Source organism: Aeromonas allosaccharophila (assembly GCF_000819685.1).
GTDB classification, from domain to species: domain Bacteria; phylum Pseudomonadota; class Gammaproteobacteria; order Enterobacterales; family Aeromonadaceae; genus Aeromonas; species Aeromonas allosaccharophila.
In genome coordinates this window covers 1-19,789 of sequence record NZ_CDBR01000116.1, presented here as the reverse complement: position 1 = coordinate 19,789, position 19,789 = coordinate 1, and the positions used below count along the sequence as shown (strand labels likewise).

Below are 19,789 nucleotides of genomic sequence, written 5' to 3'. Positions count from 1 at the left end.
TTATTCGCACCTTCCCTAGCCTGAATTCCCCCAGGGCAGAATAACAGGCAATAAAAAGCCGGTCTGACGACCGGCAAAAAGGCATTGAATAATAAGGAAAACCAGCACAACAAAAAATCAGGTACGGATATATTTGGCGGTACGGGGGAACGCCTGCTCCTTGGCATCGAACAGGTAGCAGGCCTCGGCCGGAATACCCACGCTGTAGGTCTGACCGGTCGCCACATCCACATCCGAGGTGGCCTTGACGGTAAAGTCGTGACCATCCACATCCATATAGACGAAGGACTCGGCGCCCAGGTGCTCGGCCACCTGCACGATCCCGCTCACCTTGCTGTGCGCATGGGGGTGATCCAGCGGCATCAGGTGCTCGGGGCGAATACCCAGCTCCACCTTGTCACCCACCGCGCCACTGCGGGCATCGACTCGGGCACGCACGGTATCGCCGGAGGTCAGCTTGACCACGCACTCCTGCTCGCCAATCTCCAGCAACTCGCCCGCTAGGAAGTTCATCTTGGGAGAGCCGATAAAGCCTGCCACGAACTTGTTGTCCGGGTTGTGGTAGAGATCCAGCGGTGAACCGAACTGCTCCAGGTTGGTGGCCGCCTCGCCCTTGAGCGGGCTCAGTACCACGATCTTGTCGGCCAGGGTCATCGCTTCCACCTGATCGTGGGTCACGTAGATGATGGTAGAGTTGAGCTCTTTGTGCAGCTTGGCGATCTCGATCCGCATCTTGACCCGCAGCGCGGCATCCAGGTTGGAGAGCGGTTCGTCAAACAGGAACACCTGCGGCTGCTGCACGATAGAACGACCGATGGCAACCCGCTGACGCTGACCGCCGGAGAGCGCCTTGGGCTTTCGGTCCAGCAGCGGCTCGAGACCCAGGATCTCGGCGGCGCGCATCACCCGCTTGTGGATGTTCTCCTTGTCCATCTTCTTGAGCTTCAAGCCAAAGGCCATGTTCTCGTAGATGTTCATGTGGGGATAGAGGGCGTAGGACTGGAACACCATGCCAACGTTGCGCTCGACTGGCGGCACGTCGTTCATGTAACGACCGCCGATGGTCAGCTCACCGCTGGTGATGTCTTCCAGACCCGCGATCATCCGCAGCAGGGTCGATTTACCGCAGCCGGACGGGCCGACGAAGACGATGAACTCCCCTTCCTTGATGGAGAGGTTGATGTTGCGCAGGGTGTCCTTGTGAACAGCCGGATCGTAATTTTTGCGAACGTTGTTGAGTACTACTTCAGCCATGACGAGCTCCGCTCTTGAATCTTTGCAAATCGTGATAGCGGGGGGAGTCAGCTCCCCCGGCCATAAACTTAACCTTTCACGCCACCGGCGGTGAGGCCACCGACTAACCAGCGCTGTGCAAGCAGGAACACCACTGTGATGGGGAAGCCGGAGAGCACTGCGGCCGCCGCGAAATCACCCCACAGATAGTTCTGCGGATAGAGGTACTGCTGGGCCCCGACCGCCAGGGTCAGATTGTTCACATCCTGCAACAGGATGGAGGCCATGGGCACCTCGGTAATGGAACCGATAAAGGCCAGAATAAACACTACCGCCAGGATGGGTACCGACAGAGGCAACAGGATCAGACGGAATGCCTGCCACGGGGTCGCACCGTCGATGGCCGCCGCCTCCTCCAGAGAGGAGTCGATGGTCTCGAAGTAGCCCTTGATGGTCCAGACGTGGAGGGCAATACCGCCCATGTACGCCAGGATCAGGCCACCGTGGGTGTTGAGACCGAGCCAGGGGATATAGTCACCAATCTTGTTAAAGAGCGCGTAGATGGCCACCAGCGCCAGTACCGCCGGGAACATCTGGAAAATCAGCATGCCCTGCAGGATGGTGGACTTGCCACGAAAACGCAGGCGGGCAAAGGCATAGGCACAGGTGGTGGAGAGCGTCACGATCATCAGGGCAGTGATGCCGGCGATCTTGATGGAGTTCCACAACCAGGTCAGCACCGGGAACGGCGGCGGCGTGATGCTGCCGTCGGCGTTGGTGATGGACATGCCCAGCGCCAGCTTCCAGTGATCCAGCGTCGGATTGGAGGGGATGATCTCCCCTACCGCGAAGTTACCGTTACGGAACGAGATGGCGATAACCATGATCAACGGGAAGATGATCAGCGCCAGGAAGCTCCACATGACCAGGTGGGTTGCCCACACCCGGTATTTGACTGATTTGGGTTGTACGATTGCCATGTTGAAGCCTCCTTACAGCTGCTTGTCGGCTTTGGACAATTTCAGGTTGAGCAGCGCCAGCGCACCTACGATGAGGAAGATAGCTGTGGCGATGGCACTGGCCAGACCGTAGTCCTGACCACCCGATCCCTGGAACGCAATCCGGTAGGTATAACTCACCAGCAAGTCGGTGGTACCGGCCGGGGTGCTGGCGCCGATGATGTCCGGCGCACCGTTGGTCAACAACTGGATAAGCACGAAGTTGTTGAAGTTGAAGGCGAACGAGGCAATCAACAGCGGTGTCAGCGGCTTCATCAACAGCGGCACGGTGATCTTGAAGAAGTTCTGCACCGGACCGGCACCGTCCATGGCGGACGCTTCATAGAGATCTTCCGGAATGGCTTTGAGCAGGCCCATGCAGAGGATCATCATGTAGGGGTAGCCGAGCCAGGTGTTGACGATCAGGATCATTACCTTGGCCAGGAAGGGGTTGGTATACCAGTCCGGCTTGATGCCGAACGCCGCTTCCAGGAACATGTTGATCTCACCGAAGTTCTGGTTAAACAACCCCTTGAACACCAGGATGGAGATAAACGCCGGGATCGCATAGGGCAGGATCAGCATGACCCGATAGAAACCGCGCCCCTTGAGCGACTCCCACTGCACCAGACAGGCCAGCACCATGCCGATAGCCAGGGTGAAGGCAACAGAGCAGCTGGAGAAGATCACTGTCCAGATAAAGATCTGCAGGAACGGTGACTGGATGCCCGGATCGGTGACGATGCGCGCGAAGTTCTTCCAGCCCACACTGACCACGAAGCCGGGAGCCACGCCCTTGCCGACAAACTGACCCTGTTCGTCGATGTACTGATAGAAGCCGGTGTCACCGTTGGGCAGCATCAGCTGGCCATTCTGGGTATCACGCAGCAGGTTGCTGTCTTTGATCACCACGCCGGACTTGAGCACGGCGCCATCCATCAGACGGGTGTACTGCTGCTTCTGGGCGGCAAACTTGCGCAGGCTGCTCAGGGTCAGGTGGGTACCGCCATCCGGCAGCACCAGATCCAGGTCACTCAGGTGAGTACGATGCTCAACAATGGCGCGGATCGGTGCGGCCTTGCTGGCGGCTTCGCCAGTGAAGGGCTGCAGCTCGACCACTTGCTGGGTGCTCTGCACCCGGCCCTCGCGGGACGCCAGCTCACGGGCCTTGTTGTTCATCAGGGAAACAGGTTGGCTGATAAAGGATTGATCATCCTGTGTCAGCAGCAGCTGGAACTGGCCATTGTCGCCACCCAGCAGGGTAAAATCGAATTCACCGCCCGCCACCTTGTAGCTTTTCTTCAGGTGGTAGTCCCGCGCCTGCTCCACGGAGAGCAAGTTGGACCCCGAATAGTTGGTGAAGGCGATGCCAATCGTGTAGGCAAGAGGGAAGATGATAAACACAACCATGCCCGCAACACCTGGAAAGATGTAGCGATGGGCATAGGTCTTCTTGTTCATGAAGACATACAGACCGACGGAAACCACCACCAGATCCAGCAGCGCGAATACCCACTCGCCACTGGCGTACATCATCACGGCTGCGTAGCCGTTGAGGATGGCGACCAGGGCCGCTATGGTCCACTTAAGCCAGGTGTGCTTATCCTTCGGACCGGCATAGGACTCAACAGAAGGTACTACTTCCATGCCAATTAACCTTTATAACGCCAAGAGAGATTTGAGAGAGTGGGAGGCCATTGCGGCCTCCCGGGTAGTGCGTGCTTACTGAACGATACGCTTGGCAGCGGTATCCAGTGCTTCGTCAACACCCTGACGACCGGAGGTCACGTTCTTGAGGGCAGTTTCGAAGGAAGACCAGAAACGGCTCATCTCGGGAACGGATGGCATCGGCTCGCCAGCCTGGGCGTTCAACATGGTGGCCTTGATGTGCGGATCGGATTCCAGGGTCTTCTGGAAGGATTTCAGCGCAACGGCACCCAGCGGCTTGTCGGCGTTAACCGGCGCCAGACCTGCATCGGTCAGCAGGTAGTTTTCCAGGAACTCGATAGCCAGATCCTTGTTCGGGCTGGCGGCGTTGATGGTGGCACCCAGCACGCCAACGAAGGCTTTAGCCGGCTTGCCGTTCAGGGTCGGCAGCGGCGCTACGCCATACTTGATGCCGCTCTTGTCCAGGTTGCTCCAGGCCCAGGGACCGTTGATCATCATGGCCACTTCGCCCTTGTTGAACTTGGCGTCCATCACACCGTAGTCGATGCCTTTTTCCAGGTGACCGGACTTGATCATCTCGGAGATGTAGCCCACGCCCATCTTGGCACCTGCGTTGTTCACGCCGGTATCTTTAACGTCATAACCGGTAGCGGTTTTCTTGAAGGCGTAACCACCGTTGGCAGCCACCAGCGGATAGCTGAAGTACGGGGTGTCATAAGCCCACATGATGGCGCGCTTGCCGTTTTTCTTCAGAGTCTCGTCAATCTTGGCGATCTCTTCGAAGGTTTTCGGCGGCTCGGGCAGCAGGTCTTTGTTATAGATCAGGCTGACCGCTTCCATGGCAACCGGGTAGCCATAGGTTTTGCCATCAACAGTCATGGCATCCCATGCCAGCTGTTCAAATTTGCCTTTGGTGGCAGCGTTCGGCGTTACCGGAACCAGCAAACCGGCTTTGACCCACTCACCGTAACGGTCGTGAGCCCAGAAGAAGATGTCCGGGCCGTTGCCAGTGGCGGCGGCTTGCTGGAATTTCACTTCAACCTGATCCGGGTGAGCCACAGTAACCTTGATGCCGGTTTCTGCTTCAAACTTCTTACCCACTTCAGCCAGACCGTTGTATCCCTTGTCACCGTTGATCCAGATGGTCAGCTGGCCTTCATCGATGGCAGCAGTAGCAGAGCAAGCGACGCCAAGAGTGGCCAGACCGATCAGGGATGACAGCAATTTCTTTTTCATGAGCCTTTCCTTGTATTAGTTCCGCGCTGTAAGAGCATTGTGTGCGAGATGAATATTATCCCAAGCGGCAAACGGCTCACATGACGCAACTCGCATTTTTGAAATGCAATTACGTATTTCCTTCCAGGAAGTTTTGAAAACATTTTCTTATTTCAGGGGGTTAAGGCCATTTATCGACTTAATTACGGACAACAGCAGAATATTAATTACCAAAATGAAATAAAATTTCACAAATGAAAGGGTTTTCACCTCAATGAAAACCCTTTCAGGTGATTTATTTTGTTTGATTTGTTAACAAAGTACCGCAGCGGTTTCGAGGCATGCCGCGGCGCAATAAAAAAAGAGACCCCGCCGGGGCGGAGTCTCTTTTTGCCAGAAATGACGACTTGATCACACTACTGATCCCACTACGACTGACGCAGCAGCTGATCCTTGAGATTGGGCGGCACGCCCTTGATGGTCAGGGTGTCGGTCTGGGGATCGTAAAAAATGCGGCTGTTCAACAGTTTCTGCTCGAAGCTCAGGGTCAGACCGCCACCGGAGCCGACAAACTTGGTCAGGCCGCGCAGGGTAGAGCGATCCGCCGGGAAGCGCTCTTCCAGCTCATACTCCTGACCGATAAAGCTGTAAAAATCGAGATCACCGTCGCCGCCATCTTTTGCGGAAAGTTCTGCAGACAGCTCCTTGATTTCGATCTCTTCACCGGCACTCGCCTGTTCGGTGCAATATTTGAAGACCTGCTTTTTGTAATCGTTGCGCTCGGTCGGTTCGAGCTGGCGACTGTCGCAATAATCTTCGACCGCCTGTAGCAAGCCTTTATTTTGCACCTTGGCATCCATGCCCTCACGGGCACCCAGCAGATCCATAAAGAAGTCGCCCAGTTTGCGACCGATACGTCCCTTGCTGAAGGTGATATAGCGGCGCGAATCCGGTTGGGTTTTCCATTCGGTCAAATCAATGCGGGCCACCAGATTGAGTTTGCCGATATCCAGATACTGGATATGACGCAATTCCAGCGCTTCGCTGACGGTGACGCTCTCCTTGCCCTCCAGCAGGGCAATCAGCAGATAATCGACCCCGACATAGTTGTATTTGGCAAACAGCAGCACCCCTTGCTCATCGAGGGCGTGCTCCACCAGCTGTTTGACCAGCATCTGGGTCACATTGACCGAGAAGGGAACGAATTCGGTCTGCTCACTGAGCAGTTGTTCGAGGGCGATACGAAACGCGGGTGAGGGCTGCTTGGGGGCCTCTTCCCCCTCCGCCAGCTCGGCGACGGCCGTTTCAGGGTCGGCAAAGAAGCCAAAACCCTTGCCGCCCTTGCCGTTATAGATCCGATGCAGTTCCGCCATCAGTCCCTGTACCGCCTCGTCGGGAGGCAGGGTCTGGCTGCGGGTATCGGCGTGGGGTTGACCATCGCCGCCCTGGCGCAAGGAGTGAAGAATGATCTTGTCGATATCGAGACTCATGTCACAAAGCCATAGTGTTAGCCGAAAGGGTGAAGTATTATAAGGCGCTTTGAACCGAGATGAACTGAAGATTATGCCTATCGTATCAAAGTACAATAACGAGCAATTTGACGCCCTGATGAACGACCTGATCACCGCGCTGGAAAAGCATAAAGCGCCGGTAGATCTCAGCCTTATGGTGCTTGGCAATCTGACCACCAATATCATCAACGGTATGGCACCGGCCCAGCGCCAGGCCATCACTGAAAAGTTTGTCCAGGCCCTGACCGCATCGGTCGATAATCGCCACGACGCACACTGAGTCCTGCGACTCTGTTGATTTGACGTTTCTCAACGCAGATGGATCACTATGGTCGAAACCGGTAACCCCTATCGTGATAATGTCTCTCGCCTGATCACCTGGGGGCATTGGTTCTCCTTCTTCAACATTATCCTGGCCATGCTTATCGCCACCCGCTATCTGGGTGCCATCGGCTGGCCATCGACCACGCTTGGCGTGATCTATCTCGTTGTAAGCTGGATTGGCCACTTCTCGTTCCTGAGCTTCGTCACCTACCTGTTGACGGTCTTTCCGCTCAGCTTCGTGCTGCCCAAAGAGAAACCGCTGCGATTCATCTCGGCCATCATCGCCACCCTGGCGCTGGTGCTGTTGCTGATCGACACCCAGGTATTCCGGCTGTTCAAGTTTCACCTCAACAGTCAGGTATGGCAGTTGCTGCTGGATCAGGCACAGACCGAAGAGGGCTCGATCTGGAGCATTATCTTCGTCGCCGTGCCGACCATCTTCCTGCTGCAACTGCTGCTGTCGGTCTATGTCTGGCGCAAGATCAACAAACGCAAGCGCCGCCAGTACGGCAATCAGGTGGGGCTGGCCCTGCTGGTCTGCTTTATTCTGACCCATGTGGTCAACAGCTGGGCGGATGCGACCCTCTATCAGCCCATTACCATGCAGAGAGCCAACTTCCCCCTCTCCTACCCCATGACGGCCCGCTCCTTCCTGGCCAAACATGGCTGGCTGGACTTGGATCAGTACGAGAAGCAGGCGGCCTCCCAGGGTGATGACAGCGACAGCCGGATGCACTATCCGCTGCGCCCGCTCAACGTCAATGCGCCGCTGGCCCACAGCAATCTGCTGATTGTGGTGGTCGACTCCCTGCGCTTTGACATGCTCAACAACATCAACATGCCCAATCTGCAGCGCTATGCGGATCAGCACCTGACGTTCCGCAACCACATGAGTGGTGGCAACGACGATCTGATGGGGATGTTCAGCCTCTTCTACGGCTTGCCCGGCCACTACTACAAGGACATCAGCAGCGACAAGCGTCCGCCGGTGTTGTTCGACGAGATGCTGCGTCAGGATTACCAGTTCGGGCTGTTCGGCGCGATGGAAGATGCCCAGAAGTATCGCAAGAGCATCCTCTCCGGCCTGCGCAAGCAGGTGTTTGTCTCCGAACAGATCGATGATGGCAAGCTGCTGACCGACTGGCAGCAGTGGCTCGGCAAGCGCACGCCGGAGCGTCCCTGGTTCTCGCTGGTCTATCTCTCGAGCCCAGGTGACTACCAGTTGCCCGCGACCATGAAGGGGCCATTCCAGCCGGAGCTGGCCAACTTCAACCCGGCGACCGCCTATCGGGCGGAGAACCTGCAAAAGCTGGAGAACCGCTACAAGAACTCGGTCTTCTATACCGACCAGTTGCTTGAGCAGATGCTGACCAGCTTGCAGTCGCAGGGAATGGACAGCAATACCGTCGTCGTCATCACCGCCAACCACGGTCAGGAGTTCAACGACACCCGCAGCAACAGCTGGGGTGCGGGCAGCAACTACTCCCCCTATCAGGTACAAGTGCCCATGGTAATTGCCTGGCCGGGTCGCGACAGCCTGGTACTGGAACAGCCGAGCAGCCATCTCGATCTGGCCCCGACCCTGATGCAGGGGATGTTGGGGGTACGCAATCCGGCGCGCGATTACAGCATTGGTCGCAACCTGTTCGATACCACGCCCCGTAACTGGCTGCTGGCAGGGGATCAGAACGATTTTGCCATCTATCAGGGCGACACCATCACCCACTTCAACAAGCAGGGTGATTTCGAACTGCTGGAGCGCAACAGCTATCGCCCGATCAAGCACGGTACCCCAGATATGGGCGCCATGATCCAGGTGATGAACGAGCTGAACCGCTTCTATCGCAACCAATGAAACCTGCACTGATGGCTTGATACCATAAGAAACGCCCCACATTCGGGGCGTTTCTCGTTGTATAGCGGGGCCACTTTCGCGACTGTTAGCCACCCCACCCTTGCGGGTACTTGTAGCCGACGAAACGCTTGGCCGCATAGGCCTTGAACGCCGCCGAGTTGTAAGCCGCCGCCACATCCCTGGCAAACGGTTGATCCGCATCTGCGCTTTTCACCACCACCCAGTTGATGAAATCGTAGCTGCGCTCCAGAAACAGTCCTTCACTGAACGGGATACCGCTGGAAGCGGCAAAGTTACCGTTGATCACCGAGAAGTCCACATCCTCGCGCGAACGGGGCAACTGTGCGGCTTCCAGCAATACCAGCTTGAGATTGTGCGGATTATTCACCACATCAAACTCGCTCGCCTTGAGCGGGTTTATCCCCTCCTTGAGGGTGAGCCAACCGAGATCCTGCAGCATCAACAGCGCCCGCGCCTGATTGGTGGGATCGTTGGGGATAGCCACCGTGCTCCCCTCTTTCACCTTGTCGAGTGCCACCAGCTTGCCGGAGTAGAGACCCATCGGGCCGGTGGGCACCTGGGTAATGGGCGCCAGCGACAAGCCGCGGTCTTTGGCAAAACTCTCCAGATAGGGTTTGTGCTGGAAACAGTTCACATCCAGTGACCCGTCAGCCAGAGCAATATTGGGTGTCACATAGTCGGTGAACTCCACCAGCTTGACCTTGTACCCCCTGGCCTCCAGCTGCGGCTTGATGGAGTCGGTCACCATGTCGGCAAAATCCCCCACCGTGGTGCCAATCACGATCTCCTGCTTGGTCGGCAAGGGGGCATCGGCGGCAACCGCGGAAAAAGAGAGGCTCCCTACCGCCATCGCGGCAATAAAGGTGCTGGCGCCAGCAGCGGCGCGCAAGGAAGCAGTGCAAGAAGAAGGTAAGAAGGAACGAAACGGCATAGGGACTCCCTGTCAGGTACGCATCAAGATATGGGCCTGCGGCGGGGCCGCCCTCAGAAGTAACACCCTTCACACCGCAGCAATCCAGCCATCCAAACGGCTATTTTAATTACCATAACAGAGCCATCCACCGCCGCCAAGCAATAAACCGCTGACCACCCCCACCTCATCCCCCTTGCAGTCTCACCCGAACGCATACCAGCACTCACATTGGCACACACCACCATGCCGTTCACTGTCAAGAGCGCACGACGCCCCCTTCGGGATTGCCCCGAATCGGTATGGCTGCGGCGAAGGAGAGTCACGAGAGAGTGAATTACAGATAAAAAGATCAGTAATGGGCGGTGAGAACCATTCTCAATAGAACACATAATCAGCCTCATTGGAATACCTACCACAAACTAGATCGGATTTCTTTGAACCTCGTTGCGCTTTTTGAAAATGGCTCTTTTTGAACCCCTATCACCCGTGTATAGATTTCCGTCGCACCCAGGATGGTGCGATCCAAGATGGAGTTTAAAAATAATGAAGCAAACATCGTTAGCACTGGCGATCACAGCACTGCTGTCGACCCTGCCCAGTGCGCTCGTTCAGGCAAATGAAGGTTGTGCGCCGCTCACCGGCAAGGAGAGCGGCGTGGATATCGGACGCAGCAGCACCGAGCGCTGCCTGCCAGGTACCAATCCCCTGCAGGATCAGCAGTGGTATCTGCTCAACAGCGGACAGGATGGATTCAGCGCCCGTGGCGGCATAGCGGGCAATGATCTCAACCTCTGGTGGGCTCATCGCACCGGCGTGCTGGGTCAGGGTATCAATGTGGCTGTCGTGGATGATGGTCTGGCCATCGCCCACCCGGATCTGGCGGACAACGTGCGTCCGGGTTCGAAAAACGTGGTGACCGGCAGCGATGATCCGACCCCGACCGATCCGGATACGGCCCATGGCACCTCGGTCTCCGGCATCATAGCGGCGGTAGACAACGCCATCGGTACCAAGGGGATCGCCCCGCGAGCCCAGCTGCAGGGCTTCAACCTGCTGGATGACAACAGCCAGCAGTTGCAGAAAGATTGGCTCTACGCCCTTGGTGACAGCGATGCCAGCCGCGACAACCGGGTATTCAACCAGAGCTACGGCATGAGTGTGGTGGATCCCCGCTCTGCCAACTCTCTGGATCAATCCCAGCTCGACCGTCTGTTTGAACAGCAGACCCTCAAGGCGCAGGGCGCGGCCTATATCAAGGCCGCCGGCAACGGCTTCAACAAGATAGCGGCGGGCGGCTATATCCTCAACCGCACCGGCAATGGCCCCAAATTGCCGTTTGAAAACAGCAACCTCGACCCCTCCAACAGCAACTTCTGGAACCTGGTGGTGAGCGCCCTCAACGCCAACGGGACCAGATCTTCCTACTCCAGCGTCGGCAGCAACGTCTTCCTGAGCGCCACCGGTGGCGAATATGGCACCGACTCGCCAGCGATGGTCACCACGGATCTGCCCGGCTGCGACATGGGCTACAACCGCACCAATGATCCCAGCACCAACCGGCTGCACGGCAACCCACAACTGGATGCCAGCTGCGACTACAACGGCGTGATGAACGGCACCTCCTCCGCCACCCCCAGCACCTCCGGCGCCATGGCGCTGCTGATGTCCGCCTACCCGGACTTGCCGGTGCGGGACCAGCGGGATCTGCTGGCTCGGAGCGCAACCCGGGTCGATGCCACACATAAACCTGTGATGGTCAGCTACACCAGCAGCACCGGCAAGGTACGCGATGTGAAAGGGCTGGAAGGTTGGGAGCGCAATGCCGCCGGCATGTGGTTCAGCCCCACTTACGGCTTTGGCCTGATCGACGTCAACAAGGCCCTTGAGTTAGCCGCCAACCACCAGCCGCTGCCGCCCCTGGTGCAGTTGCCGTGGCAGAAGACCAGCGTCACCGGCAGTACCGCCACCATTGCGGATGCAGGCAACAGCCCGACCCGTTCCACCACCCGCATCGCGACACCATTGACGGTGGAAGCGGTTCAGGTGATGGTGAGTCTGGATCACCAGCGCCTGCCCGACCTGCTGATCGAGCTGGTCTCCCCCGCCGGCACCCGCAGCATCCTGCTGAGCCCGTTCAACAGCCTGGTCGGTCAATCCCTTGATCAGCAAAAACTGGGATATGTGCGCACCAAAGGGCTGCGTGACATGCGTCTGCTCTCCCACAAGTTCTACGGTGAAGCGGCCGAGGGCGACTGGCGACTGGAAGTAACCGACGTTGCCAACGGTACCCGTCAGGTCTCTCTGCTCAATCGCGAAACCGGGGAGCGCACTACCCTGTCCGAGCGCAACAATCGCCAACCGGGCAAGCTGATCTCATGGTCCCTGCGGGTCCTGGGTCACGATGCCAACCGCAGCTAACACGCTAGGAGTATTACCATGAACAAACCTGTTACCTTGCTTCTGGCAACCCTGCTGGCCCCCCTCTCGGGACAGCTCTGCGCCCAGGAGTCCGTCACCATGGATGGCAAGCAGTACAGCACCATAGAGGTGAACGGCCAGACCTACCTCATTCCCGACAACGGCAGCAAGAAGCGGGTCGCCCGCAGTCTTGATGGCAAGACCCCGCAGCAGACCCCGCAGCAGACCCTGCGCCGCGGCGACGTGTTGATGCAAGGGGCCGCCAGCCCTGAGCTCACCGTCAGCGGCACCCTGCTGGTGGAAGCTGACGATGCCACCGCCAAGGCGCTGGCAACGCGCCACGGCTTAAACTTCAAGCAGAGCAGCGGTGGTATCGCCCTGCTGGAGGCCAAATCGGGCACCGATCTCAACGCCATCGCCACCAAGCTCAAGAGCGAAGGGGTGAATGTGCAGATCGAGCTGTCGGGGGCCGAACAGCAGCCGAAATAGGCCGCGCCACACAGATAACAAAGGGGGCCATCATGGCCCCCTTTCTGTGCTGCTCATTTTGGCAGTGGCTTACTTGGCGCCATGCTGCTCAGCCAGATAGAGCCAGGTATCAACCACGGTATCCGGGTTGAGCGACACCGAATCGATCCCCTGCGCCACCAACCAGGCGGCGAAGTCCGGGTGATCGGATGGGCCTTGGCCGCAGATCCCTACATACTTGCCCGCCTTGCGCGCAGCCTGGATCGCCATCGACAGCAGCGCCTTGACCGCCTCGTTGCGCTCGTCGAACAGATGGGCGATTAGCCCGGAATCCCGATCCAGCCCCAGGGTCAACTGAGTCATGTCGTTGGAGCCGATGGAGAAGCCGTCCACGTGCTCGAGGAACTTGTCTGCCAATAGGGCGTTGCTTGGGATCTCGCACATCATGATCACCTTGAGGCCCCGCTCGCCACGGCGCAGACCGTTTTCGGCCAGGATGTCGATCACCTGCTCCGCCTCGCCCACGGTGCGCACGAAGGGGATCATCACCTCGACGTTGGTCAGCCCCATCACATCGCGCACCCGCTTGATCGCCTCGCACTCGAGGGCAAAACAGGGGCGGAAGCTGTCGGCGATGTAGCGGGATGCGCCACGAAAACCGATCATCGGGTTCTCCTCGTGGGGCTCGTAGCCACGGCCACCCACCAGATTGGCGTACTCGTTGGACTTGAAGTCCGACATCCGCACGATCACCCGCTCCGGCCAGAACGCAGCCCCCAGGGTGGCGATCCCCTCGGTCAGCTTGGCCACGTAGAACTCCCGAGGGCTGTCGTAACCGGCGATCATCTTGGCGATGGTGGCCTGCAGCTCTGGGGTTTGCTGGTCAAACGCCAGCAGCGCCTTGGGATGCACGCCAATCATGCGGTTGATGATGAACTCAAGACGCGCCAGCCCTACCCCAGCATTGGGCAATTGGGCAAAGTCGAAGGCCCGATCCGGGTTGCCGACGTTCATCATGATCTTGATGGGCAGGCGTGGCATGTTGCCCACCTCGGTCACCGCCACGTCGAAGTCCAGCTCGCCGTCATAGATAAAACCGGTATCCCCTTCCGCGCAGGAGACGGTGATCCGCTGACCTGGCTCAATATGGTCGGTGGCGTTGCCACAGCCGACCACCGCCGGAATGCCCAGCTCGCGGGCGATAATGGCGGCGTGACAGGTGCGGCCACCCCGGTTGGTGACGATGGCGGAGGCCCGCTTCATGATGGGCTCCCAGTCCGGGTCGGTCATGTCGGTCACCAGCACGTCGCCGGGCTGCACTTCATCCATCTGGCTGATGGAGGAGATAACCCGCGCCGGGCCTGCACCAATCTTGTGGCCGATGGCGCGCCCCTCGATCAACACCTTGCCCGCTTGCTTGAGGGCAAAACGCTCGAGGGTGTTGGCCTCCTGTCGGCTACGCACGGTTTCCGGACGCGCCTGCACGATATAGAGCTGGCCATCCTGACCATCCTTGGCCCACTCGATATCCATCGGGCGACCATAGTGCTGCTCGATGATGAGGGCCTGTTTCGCCAGCGCCATCACCTCCTCATCGGTGATGCAGAAGCGGCTGCGCTCGGTCTCATCGGTGTCGACAATCTTCACCTGACGGCCGTGACCGGCATCGTCCGAGTAGGTCATCTTGATAAGCTTGGAGCCAAGCGTCTTGCGTACCACCGCCGGGCGGCCCCCCTTGAGGGTCGGCTTGTGCACATAGAACTCATCCGGGTTGACCGCGCCCTGCACCACCATCTCGCCAAGACCATGGGCCCCGGTAATAAAGACCACGTCGTTGAAGCCGGACTCGGTATCCAGAGTAAACATGACACCGGAGGCGGCGAGATCGGAACGCACCATCCGCTGCACCCCGGCCGAGAGGGCAACGCCCTTGTGGTCGTAGCCTTGATGCACCCGATAGGAGATGGCGCGATCGTTGAACAGGGAAGCAAACACATGCTTGACCGCCGTCATGACGGCATCGATGCCACGTACGTTGAGGAAGGTCTCCTGCTGACCGGCAAAGGAGGCGTCCGGCATATCCTCGGCGGTGGCGGAGGAGCGCACCGCAAACGAGGCCTCGACACCGGCACTCAACTTCTCATAAGCCACCCGGATCGCCTGCTCCAGCTCGGGCTGGAACGGGGCATCGATCACCCAGTTGCGGATCTGCTGCCCGGCCCGGTTGAGGGCGGCGATATCGTCCACGTCCAGATTGTCGAGCAGATGGTGGATCTTGCCGTTGAGGCCGCTTGACTCCAGAAACTCGTTAAACGCAAAGGCGGTGGTAGCAAAGCCCCCCGGCACGGATACTCCGGCGCCAGAGAGGTTGCTGATCATCTCGCCAAGGGATGCGTTCTTGCCGCCAACGCGTTCTACGTCCTGCATTCCGAGTTGTTCGTACCAGAGCACGTACTGTTGCACTTGGATGTCTCCAGGTTGGTGGGCACCGATGCCATAGCACCTCGTGCGCCCGATTTAATCGATGAGGTTATGGGTAAGTCTGGTGCGTTATTGTCTGTTTCTTTTGTTGCCAACGACCATGAAAACGTTTTCTATTGGTTTTCAAAAAAATCCCCGAGCAAGAGTTGGGGATGGTCGAATGACCGGAACATTCTACAATGGCGACACAAAAAGATAACGATTCAGGTTTGCAAGCCACTTCACAACTTGGGCACAGCAGACCGGTTGACAAAACTGGTATGGTTTCGAGAGATACTTCTCACCCTTTACCCCATGCGACCCCACCCGCCGGTATCACAGGAGCCCCACGTGCACACCGTATTTTATGTTTCAGACGGCACCGCCATCACCGCCGAAGTGTTCGGCCACGCGGTACTGAGCCAGTTTCCGCTGGCCTTCGAGCAGATCACTATCCCCTTTGTGGAGACACTGGAGAAGGCGCGTCAGGTGAGGATGCGGATCGATGAGCAGTTTCGCCAGACCGGGGTGCGCCCCATCCTGTTTCACACCATCGTCGACCCGCTGGTACGGGAAGAGGTACTGAAATCGGAAGCGTGCGGCCACGACTTTCTAAATACCTTCGTCAGCCCGCTGGAGCAGGAGCTGGGGGTGAAAGCTGAGCCCCGCCTCCACCGCACCCACGGCATGGAGAACCGCAAGCTCTATGACGATCGTATCGAGGCGGTCAACTTCGCGCTGGCCAACGACGATGGCATCACCACCAAGGAGTACGACGAGGCGGACATTATCCTGATCGGCGTCTCCCGCTGCGGCAAGACCCCCACCAGCCTCTATCTGGCGCTGCAATTTGGCATTCGCGCCGCCAACTACCCCTTTATCGAGCAGGACATGGGCATGCTGGAGCTGCCCGCCCCGCTCAAGGCCAACCGTCACAAGCTGTTTGGCCTCACCATAGCGCCGCAGCGGCTGCACGAGATCCGCAACCAGCGCCGCGCCAACAGCCGCTACTCCTCCATCGAACAGTGCGAGCAGGAGCTGGCCTGCGTGGAGCGACTGTTTCGCCAGGAGGCGATCCGCTTCCTCGATACCAGCTCCCACTCGGTGGAGGAGATCAGCGCCAAGGTCCTCGAGGCGACCGGTCTGCGCCGCCAGCTCTGTTAAGCCAGCTTGACAGCTATCGACATTAACAAAAGATAAAAACCCCAGATCGGCGGTAAAAGTCAGCTGTTGTAAGTTGTGATTTGGATAGATGACAGTGAAAAACGTGGATGAAAAAGGGATAAGCACCACAAATGCTTATCCCTCTGCTTGCCAACCTGTTCCTACCTGTCGTTGCGCGCCTGCCGCCCGTTAGCCGCCGTTCTGTTCCGCTCTGCTCTACTGTGCTCTGCTCTGCGAACAGCCAGAGTTAACTAACGATTGAGTTCGGGGTTGTTCATCAACCGGGCATAGAAGGCCAGCAAGCTGTGGCGCAGGCGAACCCGCTCTGCCAACCAACCACCAGCAACAGCACCCGTTACCCCGCCAACCAGCAACAGCGGCTGCCAGTAGTGCAGCAACCCCTGATCACCGAGCGAGAGCCAGCCCAGCAGCATGGTTGCGGCCACCAGCAACAACAGCGGACTGGCGGCAATCCCTAACCAGAGCACCACCAACACTCCCCGGCCAACCCCTTGTTGCAGCACGCTTTCGCGTTCCCAGTACTCCAACTCCCCGCACTCTTCCCTGCATTCTTCCCTGCACTCTCGCTTGTTTGGCATCATTTGCATCCACCTATGGCCCAGCACAACAAAACCCCACAAATCACACCAAATGTCAACAAAACAAAATTTGATTGCACAAACATCAACCAAAAACTACCAGCACGCCTCTTCAGATCATGAAAAAGCTGCCGTTGGTACAAAATACGGCCATTAGAGATGGAAAACAGGTGCATTCATGGCGGATTATCACTATTCTGCTTCGGTTGCCAGTCAACACTAAAAATTGCAAATGGCATGGCGTAACGAAATAAATACAGCTTTCGTCAGGTTTTGGCTACGCACTGCGGCCTGCTCAGGATGAGCCCAACACCGACCAGAGACAACAGAGACGTAAGGACAGACCCATGGATTTGAAACAAGACGGTGAGGAGCTGAAGCGCGGCCTTAAAAACCGCCACATTCAGTTGATTGCTTTGGGCGGCGCCATCGGCACCGGCCTCTTTCTGGGCATTGCCCAAACCATCAAGATGGCGGGCCCCTCGGTCCTGCTGGGCTACGCCATCGGCGGCTTTATCGCCTTCCTGATCATGCGCCAGCTCGGTGAAATGGTGGTGGAAGAACCGGTAGCCGGTTCATTCAGCCACTTTGCCTACAAATACTGGGGCGAGTTTGCCGGTTTTGCGTCCGGCTGGAACTACTGGGTGCTCTACGTGCTGGTGAGCATGGCCGAGCTGACAGCGGTGGGCATCTATGTCCAGTACTGGTGGCCCGAGATCCCGACCTGGATGTCGGCAGCCTTCTTCTTCGTGCTGATCAACGCCATCAACCTCTCCAACGTCAAAGCGTTTGGCGAGATGGAGTTCTGGTTCGCCATCATCAAAGTGGTCGCCATCATCGGCATGATTGGCTTTGGCGGCTATCTGCTCATCTCTGGTGCCGGCGGCCCCGAGGCGAGCGTCACCAACCTGTGGGCACAAGGGGGCTTCTTCCCCAACGGCATCAGCGGTCTGGTGATGGCGATGGCGGTGATCATGTTCTCCTTCGGCGGTCTGGAGCTGGTGGGCATTACCGCCGCGGAAGCGGACAACCCCGAGAAGAGCATTCCCAAGGCCACCAATCAGGTGATCTACCGCATCCTCATCTTCTACATCGGCGCCCTGGCGATTCTGATGTCCCTCTATCCCTGGGGTAAAGTGGTGGAAGGCGGCAGCCCGTTCGTGATGATCTTCCACGCTCTGGACAGCAATCTGGTCGCCACCGTGCTCAATATCGTGGTGCTGACGGCAGCGCTGTCGGTCTACAACAGCTGCGTCTACTGCAACAGCCGGATGCTGTTCGGTCTGGCCAAGCAAGGCAACGGCCCGAAAGCCCTGCTCAAGACCAACAAGAGCGGCGTACCGCTGGTTGCCCTCTCGGTCTCGGCCATCGCCACCCTGCTCTGCGTGCTGATCAACTACCTGATGCCGGGCAAGGCCTTCGGTCTGCTGATGGCGCTGGTGGTCTCCGCACTGGTGATCAACTGGGCGATGATTAGCCTCGCGCACCTCAAGTTCCGCAAGGCCAAGGTCGCAGAGGGTGTCCAGCCCAAGTTCAAGGCGTTCTGGTATCCCTTCGGTAACTACCTCTGCCTCGCCTTTATGGCTGGCATTCTGGTGATCATGTATATGACCCCCGATTTCCGCATCTCGGTCGAACTGATCCCCGCCTGGCTGGTGGTACTGGGCATCGGCTTTATCATCAAGCGCAAAGGGCAAGCCCAGAGCAAGGTCGCAGCCAATCTGGGTTAATTCCCGCAGTTAGCGACATCAATGCAAAACGCCGATCGGATGATCGGCGTTTTTTATTGTTCAACTCAGTCTGCCCCCCTGTCTGTGATGAGGCACTTGTCTGGGATGTAAAACCTGACCATTTACTGGATTTGAATACCCAAACTCCCAAGCAATTCAGTTGTCAGCGTGCCTGTGGAACTTAACCCATGGTCACGCTGATAACGTTTAATCTGAGTACGGGTTTTGGGGCCCAACTTGCCATCAATAATGCCCACATCATAGCCTTTGGCAAATAGCGCGACTTGCACTCGCATGATCAACTCCATCATCGCACTGTCATTTGCAGTAGGACGTTTTACCGTAGAAGAACCTGTGGTGGGGTACAGACTTTCTTTAGTAGCGCTATTGAGACTGCTGGTGCTACTGCTCGTAGAGATGGAGGGCGAATTCACAGGGGCGCTATAGGTCGAGGTACCATAGCCAGAATAGTGAGAACGATGACTTGAATGCGAGCGATGTGAACTGTGTGAGCGATGTGATCTATGGGCTGCATAGAGGTTGTTCACATTCAAGTTCAGCGACGATTCCATATTTGGCAAGTTGTCCAAATTCAATTGACTCAATGCTTCATCAGAAAGGTGTGCAGGACTGGCCGTAGCGCCATGCCCACCCAAAATACTCAGACCAAAGACTCCCCATCGTTGCAAAGTGGACATGAGTTTTTTCATAGCTGCTCTTTTACCTCAATATAAGATTCATCATTAATGCCATTTAACGACTTAATTAAAATACCGGACTTATGATAAATGTTCGACTCAAAAAAGCCACAACAGATAGCTTTTGACGCGCAACCATCACAACCATTAGGAAACTCATTTTTCCAGTCAGAAATGCTTTGTACTGCAAGATCTCGCAAGCTCAGCGGGAGATGACATTGTGGAACATTGTAAATTAATGCCTGTATTCCATTTAGTTTAAGGATATTAACTCCCGATATCAATGCAGGTAAATACCCAGCAATTGAAGAATAAACTTGTTTATAATTTCGTTTGGCAAGGCCGGTTAATTCAACTCCCATTAACGCAACAAATGAGACGAATGATAAGTTCCTGGAAATAAATTCACATAATGCTTCAATATTATTGAGCACATCCATGGTTAAAACGATGCGCAATTCAATATGTTGCCCGATTGTTTCAAGGTGATAAAGGCAGGGTAAGAGCATGAATG

Annotated in this window: 15 protein-coding genes and 1 pseudogene; 6 read left to right on the top strand and 10 right to left on the bottom strand. The window is 57.1% G+C overall.

Translation table 11 applies throughout. The features are described 5' to 3' along the window. Positions 1-117: 117 nt before the first annotated feature. From BN1115_RS20595 to yejK, 5 genes are all read right to left on the bottom strand, one after another. Positions 118-1,254: an ABC transporter ATP-binding protein gene (locus BN1115_RS20595; RefSeq protein ID WP_042658642.1), complete on the bottom strand. Its 1,137-nt coding sequence runs from the start codon at positions 1,252-1,254 to the stop codon at positions 118-120. Positions 1,255-1,322: 68 nt separating this feature from the next. Next, on the bottom strand, positions 1,323-2,213 hold the full coding sequence (gene malG, locus BN1115_RS20590) for a maltose ABC transporter permease MalG (RefSeq protein ID WP_042059283.1): 891 nt from the start codon (positions 2,211-2,213) through the stop codon (positions 1,323-1,325). Between the two features lie 12 nt (positions 2,214-2,225). Then, on the bottom strand, positions 2,226-3,878 hold the full coding sequence (gene malF, locus BN1115_RS20585; protein WP_042658641.1) for a maltose ABC transporter permease MalF: 1,653 nt from the start codon (positions 3,876-3,878) through the stop codon (positions 2,226-2,228). A 75-nt stretch (positions 3,879-3,953) separates the two neighbouring features. Then, positions 3,954-5,135, bottom strand: coding sequence for a maltose/maltodextrin ABC transporter substrate-binding protein MalE (malE, locus tag BN1115_RS20580; RefSeq protein WP_005333871.1), 1,182 nt, complete (start codon positions 5,133-5,135; stop codon positions 3,954-3,956). A 407-nt stretch (positions 5,136-5,542) separates the two neighbouring features. Beyond that, positions 5,543-6,604: a nucleoid-associated protein YejK gene (yejK, locus tag BN1115_RS20575; RefSeq protein ID WP_042658640.1), complete on the bottom strand. Its 1,062-nt coding sequence runs from the start codon at positions 6,602-6,604 to the stop codon at positions 5,543-5,545. A 73-nt stretch (positions 6,605-6,677) separates the two neighbouring features. Here yejK and BN1115_RS20570 point away from each other — a divergent pair, with 73 nt between their 5' ends. Both BN1115_RS20570 and BN1115_RS20565 read left to right on the top strand, forming a co-directional pair. Beyond that, positions 6,678-6,905: a YejL family protein gene (locus BN1115_RS20570; protein ID WP_005333874.1), complete on the top strand. Its 228-nt coding sequence runs from the start codon at positions 6,678-6,680 to the stop codon at positions 6,903-6,905. A 48-nt stretch (positions 6,906-6,953) separates the two neighbouring features. Next, positions 6,954-8,804: a DUF3413 domain-containing protein gene (locus tag BN1115_RS20565; protein WP_042658639.1), complete on the top strand. Its 1,851-nt coding sequence runs from the start codon at positions 6,954-6,956 to the stop codon at positions 8,802-8,804. 85 nt (positions 8,805-8,889) lie between these two features. Here BN1115_RS20565 and BN1115_RS20560 read toward each other — a convergent pair whose 3' ends face one another. Further along, positions 8,890-9,675 carry a MetQ/NlpA family ABC transporter substrate-binding protein gene (locus tag BN1115_RS20560; protein ID WP_042658645.1) on the bottom strand — a complete coding sequence of 262 codons (786 nt, stop codon included), beginning with the start codon at positions 9,673-9,675 and terminating at the stop codon, positions 8,890-8,892. Positions 9,676-10,281: 606 nt separating this feature from the next. Between BN1115_RS20560 and asp the strand changes: the two genes are divergently transcribed. Both asp and BN1115_RS20550 read left to right on the top strand, forming a co-directional pair. Next, complete coding sequence (gene asp / locus BN1115_RS20555) at positions 10,282-12,156, top strand: serine protease Asp (protein WP_042658638.1); 1,875 nt, start codon at positions 10,282-10,284, stop codon at positions 12,154-12,156. 18 nt (positions 12,157-12,174) lie between these two features. Then, positions 12,175-12,645 (top strand): serine protease chaperone, encoded by a 471-nt coding sequence (locus BN1115_RS20550; RefSeq protein ID WP_042658637.1) that lies wholly within the window; start codon positions 12,175-12,177, stop codon positions 12,643-12,645. A gap of 69 nt (positions 12,646-12,714) precedes the next feature. On the opposite strand, the gene ppsA is transcribed toward BN1115_RS20550, so the two are convergent. After that, positions 12,715-15,087: a phosphoenolpyruvate synthase gene (gene ppsA, locus BN1115_RS20545; RefSeq protein WP_042658636.1), complete on the bottom strand. Its 2,373-nt coding sequence runs from the start codon at positions 15,085-15,087 to the stop codon at positions 12,715-12,717. A 348-nt stretch (positions 15,088-15,435) separates the two neighbouring features. On the opposite strand from ppsA, the gene ppsR reads away from it, so the two are divergent. Next, positions 15,436-16,248, top strand: a complete 813-nt coding sequence (gene ppsR / locus BN1115_RS20540; protein WP_005344832.1) for a posphoenolpyruvate synthetase regulatory kinase/phosphorylase PpsR — start codon at positions 15,436-15,438, stop codon at positions 16,246-16,248. 251 nt (positions 16,249-16,499) lie between these two features. Here the strand turns inward: ppsR and BN1115_RS20535 are convergent, their stop codons facing one another. Next, the gene (locus BN1115_RS20535; protein WP_244152307.1) at positions 16,500-16,796 is read right to left on the bottom strand and encodes a hypothetical protein; all 297 of its coding nucleotides are present in this window, start codon (positions 16,794-16,796) and stop codon (positions 16,500-16,502) included. A 398-nt stretch (positions 16,797-17,194) separates the two neighbouring features. On the opposite strand from BN1115_RS20535, the gene BN1115_RS20530 reads away from it, so the two are divergent. Next, the gene (locus BN1115_RS20530) at positions 17,195-18,577 is read left to right on the top strand and encodes an amino acid permease (RefSeq protein ID WP_042658634.1); all 1,383 of its coding nucleotides are present in this window, start codon (positions 17,195-17,197) and stop codon (positions 18,575-18,577) included. A gap of 122 nt (positions 18,578-18,699) precedes the next feature. Here the strand turns inward: BN1115_RS20530 and hxsA are convergent, their stop codons facing one another. Both hxsA and BN1115_RS22610 read right to left on the bottom strand, forming a co-directional pair. Further along, positions 18,700-19,287: a His-Xaa-Ser repeat protein HxsA gene (gene hxsA / locus BN1115_RS22040; protein ID WP_082034911.1), complete on the bottom strand. Its 588-nt coding sequence runs from the start codon at positions 19,285-19,287 to the stop codon at positions 18,700-18,702. After that, a pseudogene (locus tag BN1115_RS22610) lies at positions 19,284-19,789 on the bottom strand (His-Xaa-Ser system radical SAM maturase HxsC); the annotation flags it as partial. The pseudogene BN1115_RS22610 and the gene hxsA, both read right to left, overlap by 4 nt.

What these genes read in the sequence shown, in the direction of transcription:
- BN1115_RS20595 (WP_042658642.1), bottom strand. Translation starts at nt 1,254, where the DNA reads ATGGCTGAAGTAGTACTCAACAACGTTCGCAAAAATTACGATCCGGCT.
- malG (WP_042059283.1), bottom strand. Translation starts at nt 2,213, where the DNA reads ATGGCAATCGTACAACCCAAATCAGTCAAATACCGGGTGTGGGCAACC.
- malF (WP_042658641.1), bottom strand. Translation starts at nt 3,878, where the DNA reads ATGGAAGTAGTACCTTCTGTTGAGTCCTATGCCGGTCCGAAGGATAAG.
- malE (WP_005333871.1), bottom strand. Translation starts at nt 5,135, where the DNA reads ATGAAAAAGAAATTGCTGTCATCCCTGATCGGTCTGGCCACTCTTGGC.
- yejK (WP_042658640.1), bottom strand. Translation starts at nt 6,604, where the DNA reads ATGAGTCTCGATATCGACAAGATCATTCTTCACTCCTTGCGCCAGGGC.
- BN1115_RS20570 (WP_005333874.1), top strand. Translation starts at nt 6,678, where the DNA reads ATGCCTATCGTATCAAAGTACAATAACGAGCAATTTGACGCCCTGATG.
- BN1115_RS20565 (WP_042658639.1), top strand. Translation starts at nt 6,954, where the DNA reads ATGGTCGAAACCGGTAACCCCTATCGTGATAATGTCTCTCGCCTGATC.
- BN1115_RS20560 (WP_042658645.1), bottom strand. Translation starts at nt 9,675, where the DNA reads ATGGCGGTAGGGAGCCTCTCTTTTTCCGCGGTTGCCGCCGATGCCCCC.
- asp (WP_042658638.1), top strand. Translation starts at nt 10,282, where the DNA reads ATGAAGCAAACATCGTTAGCACTGGCGATCACAGCACTGCTGTCGACC.
- BN1115_RS20550 (WP_042658637.1), top strand. Translation starts at nt 12,175, where the DNA reads ATGAACAAACCTGTTACCTTGCTTCTGGCAACCCTGCTGGCCCCCCTC.
- BN1115_RS20530 (WP_042658634.1), top strand. Translation starts at nt 17,195, where the DNA reads ATGGATTTGAAACAAGACGGTGAGGAGCTGAAGCGCGGCCTTAAAAAC.
- hxsA (WP_082034911.1), bottom strand. Translation starts at nt 19,287, where the DNA reads ATGAAAAAACTCATGTCCACTTTGCAACGATGGGGAGTCTTTGGTCTG.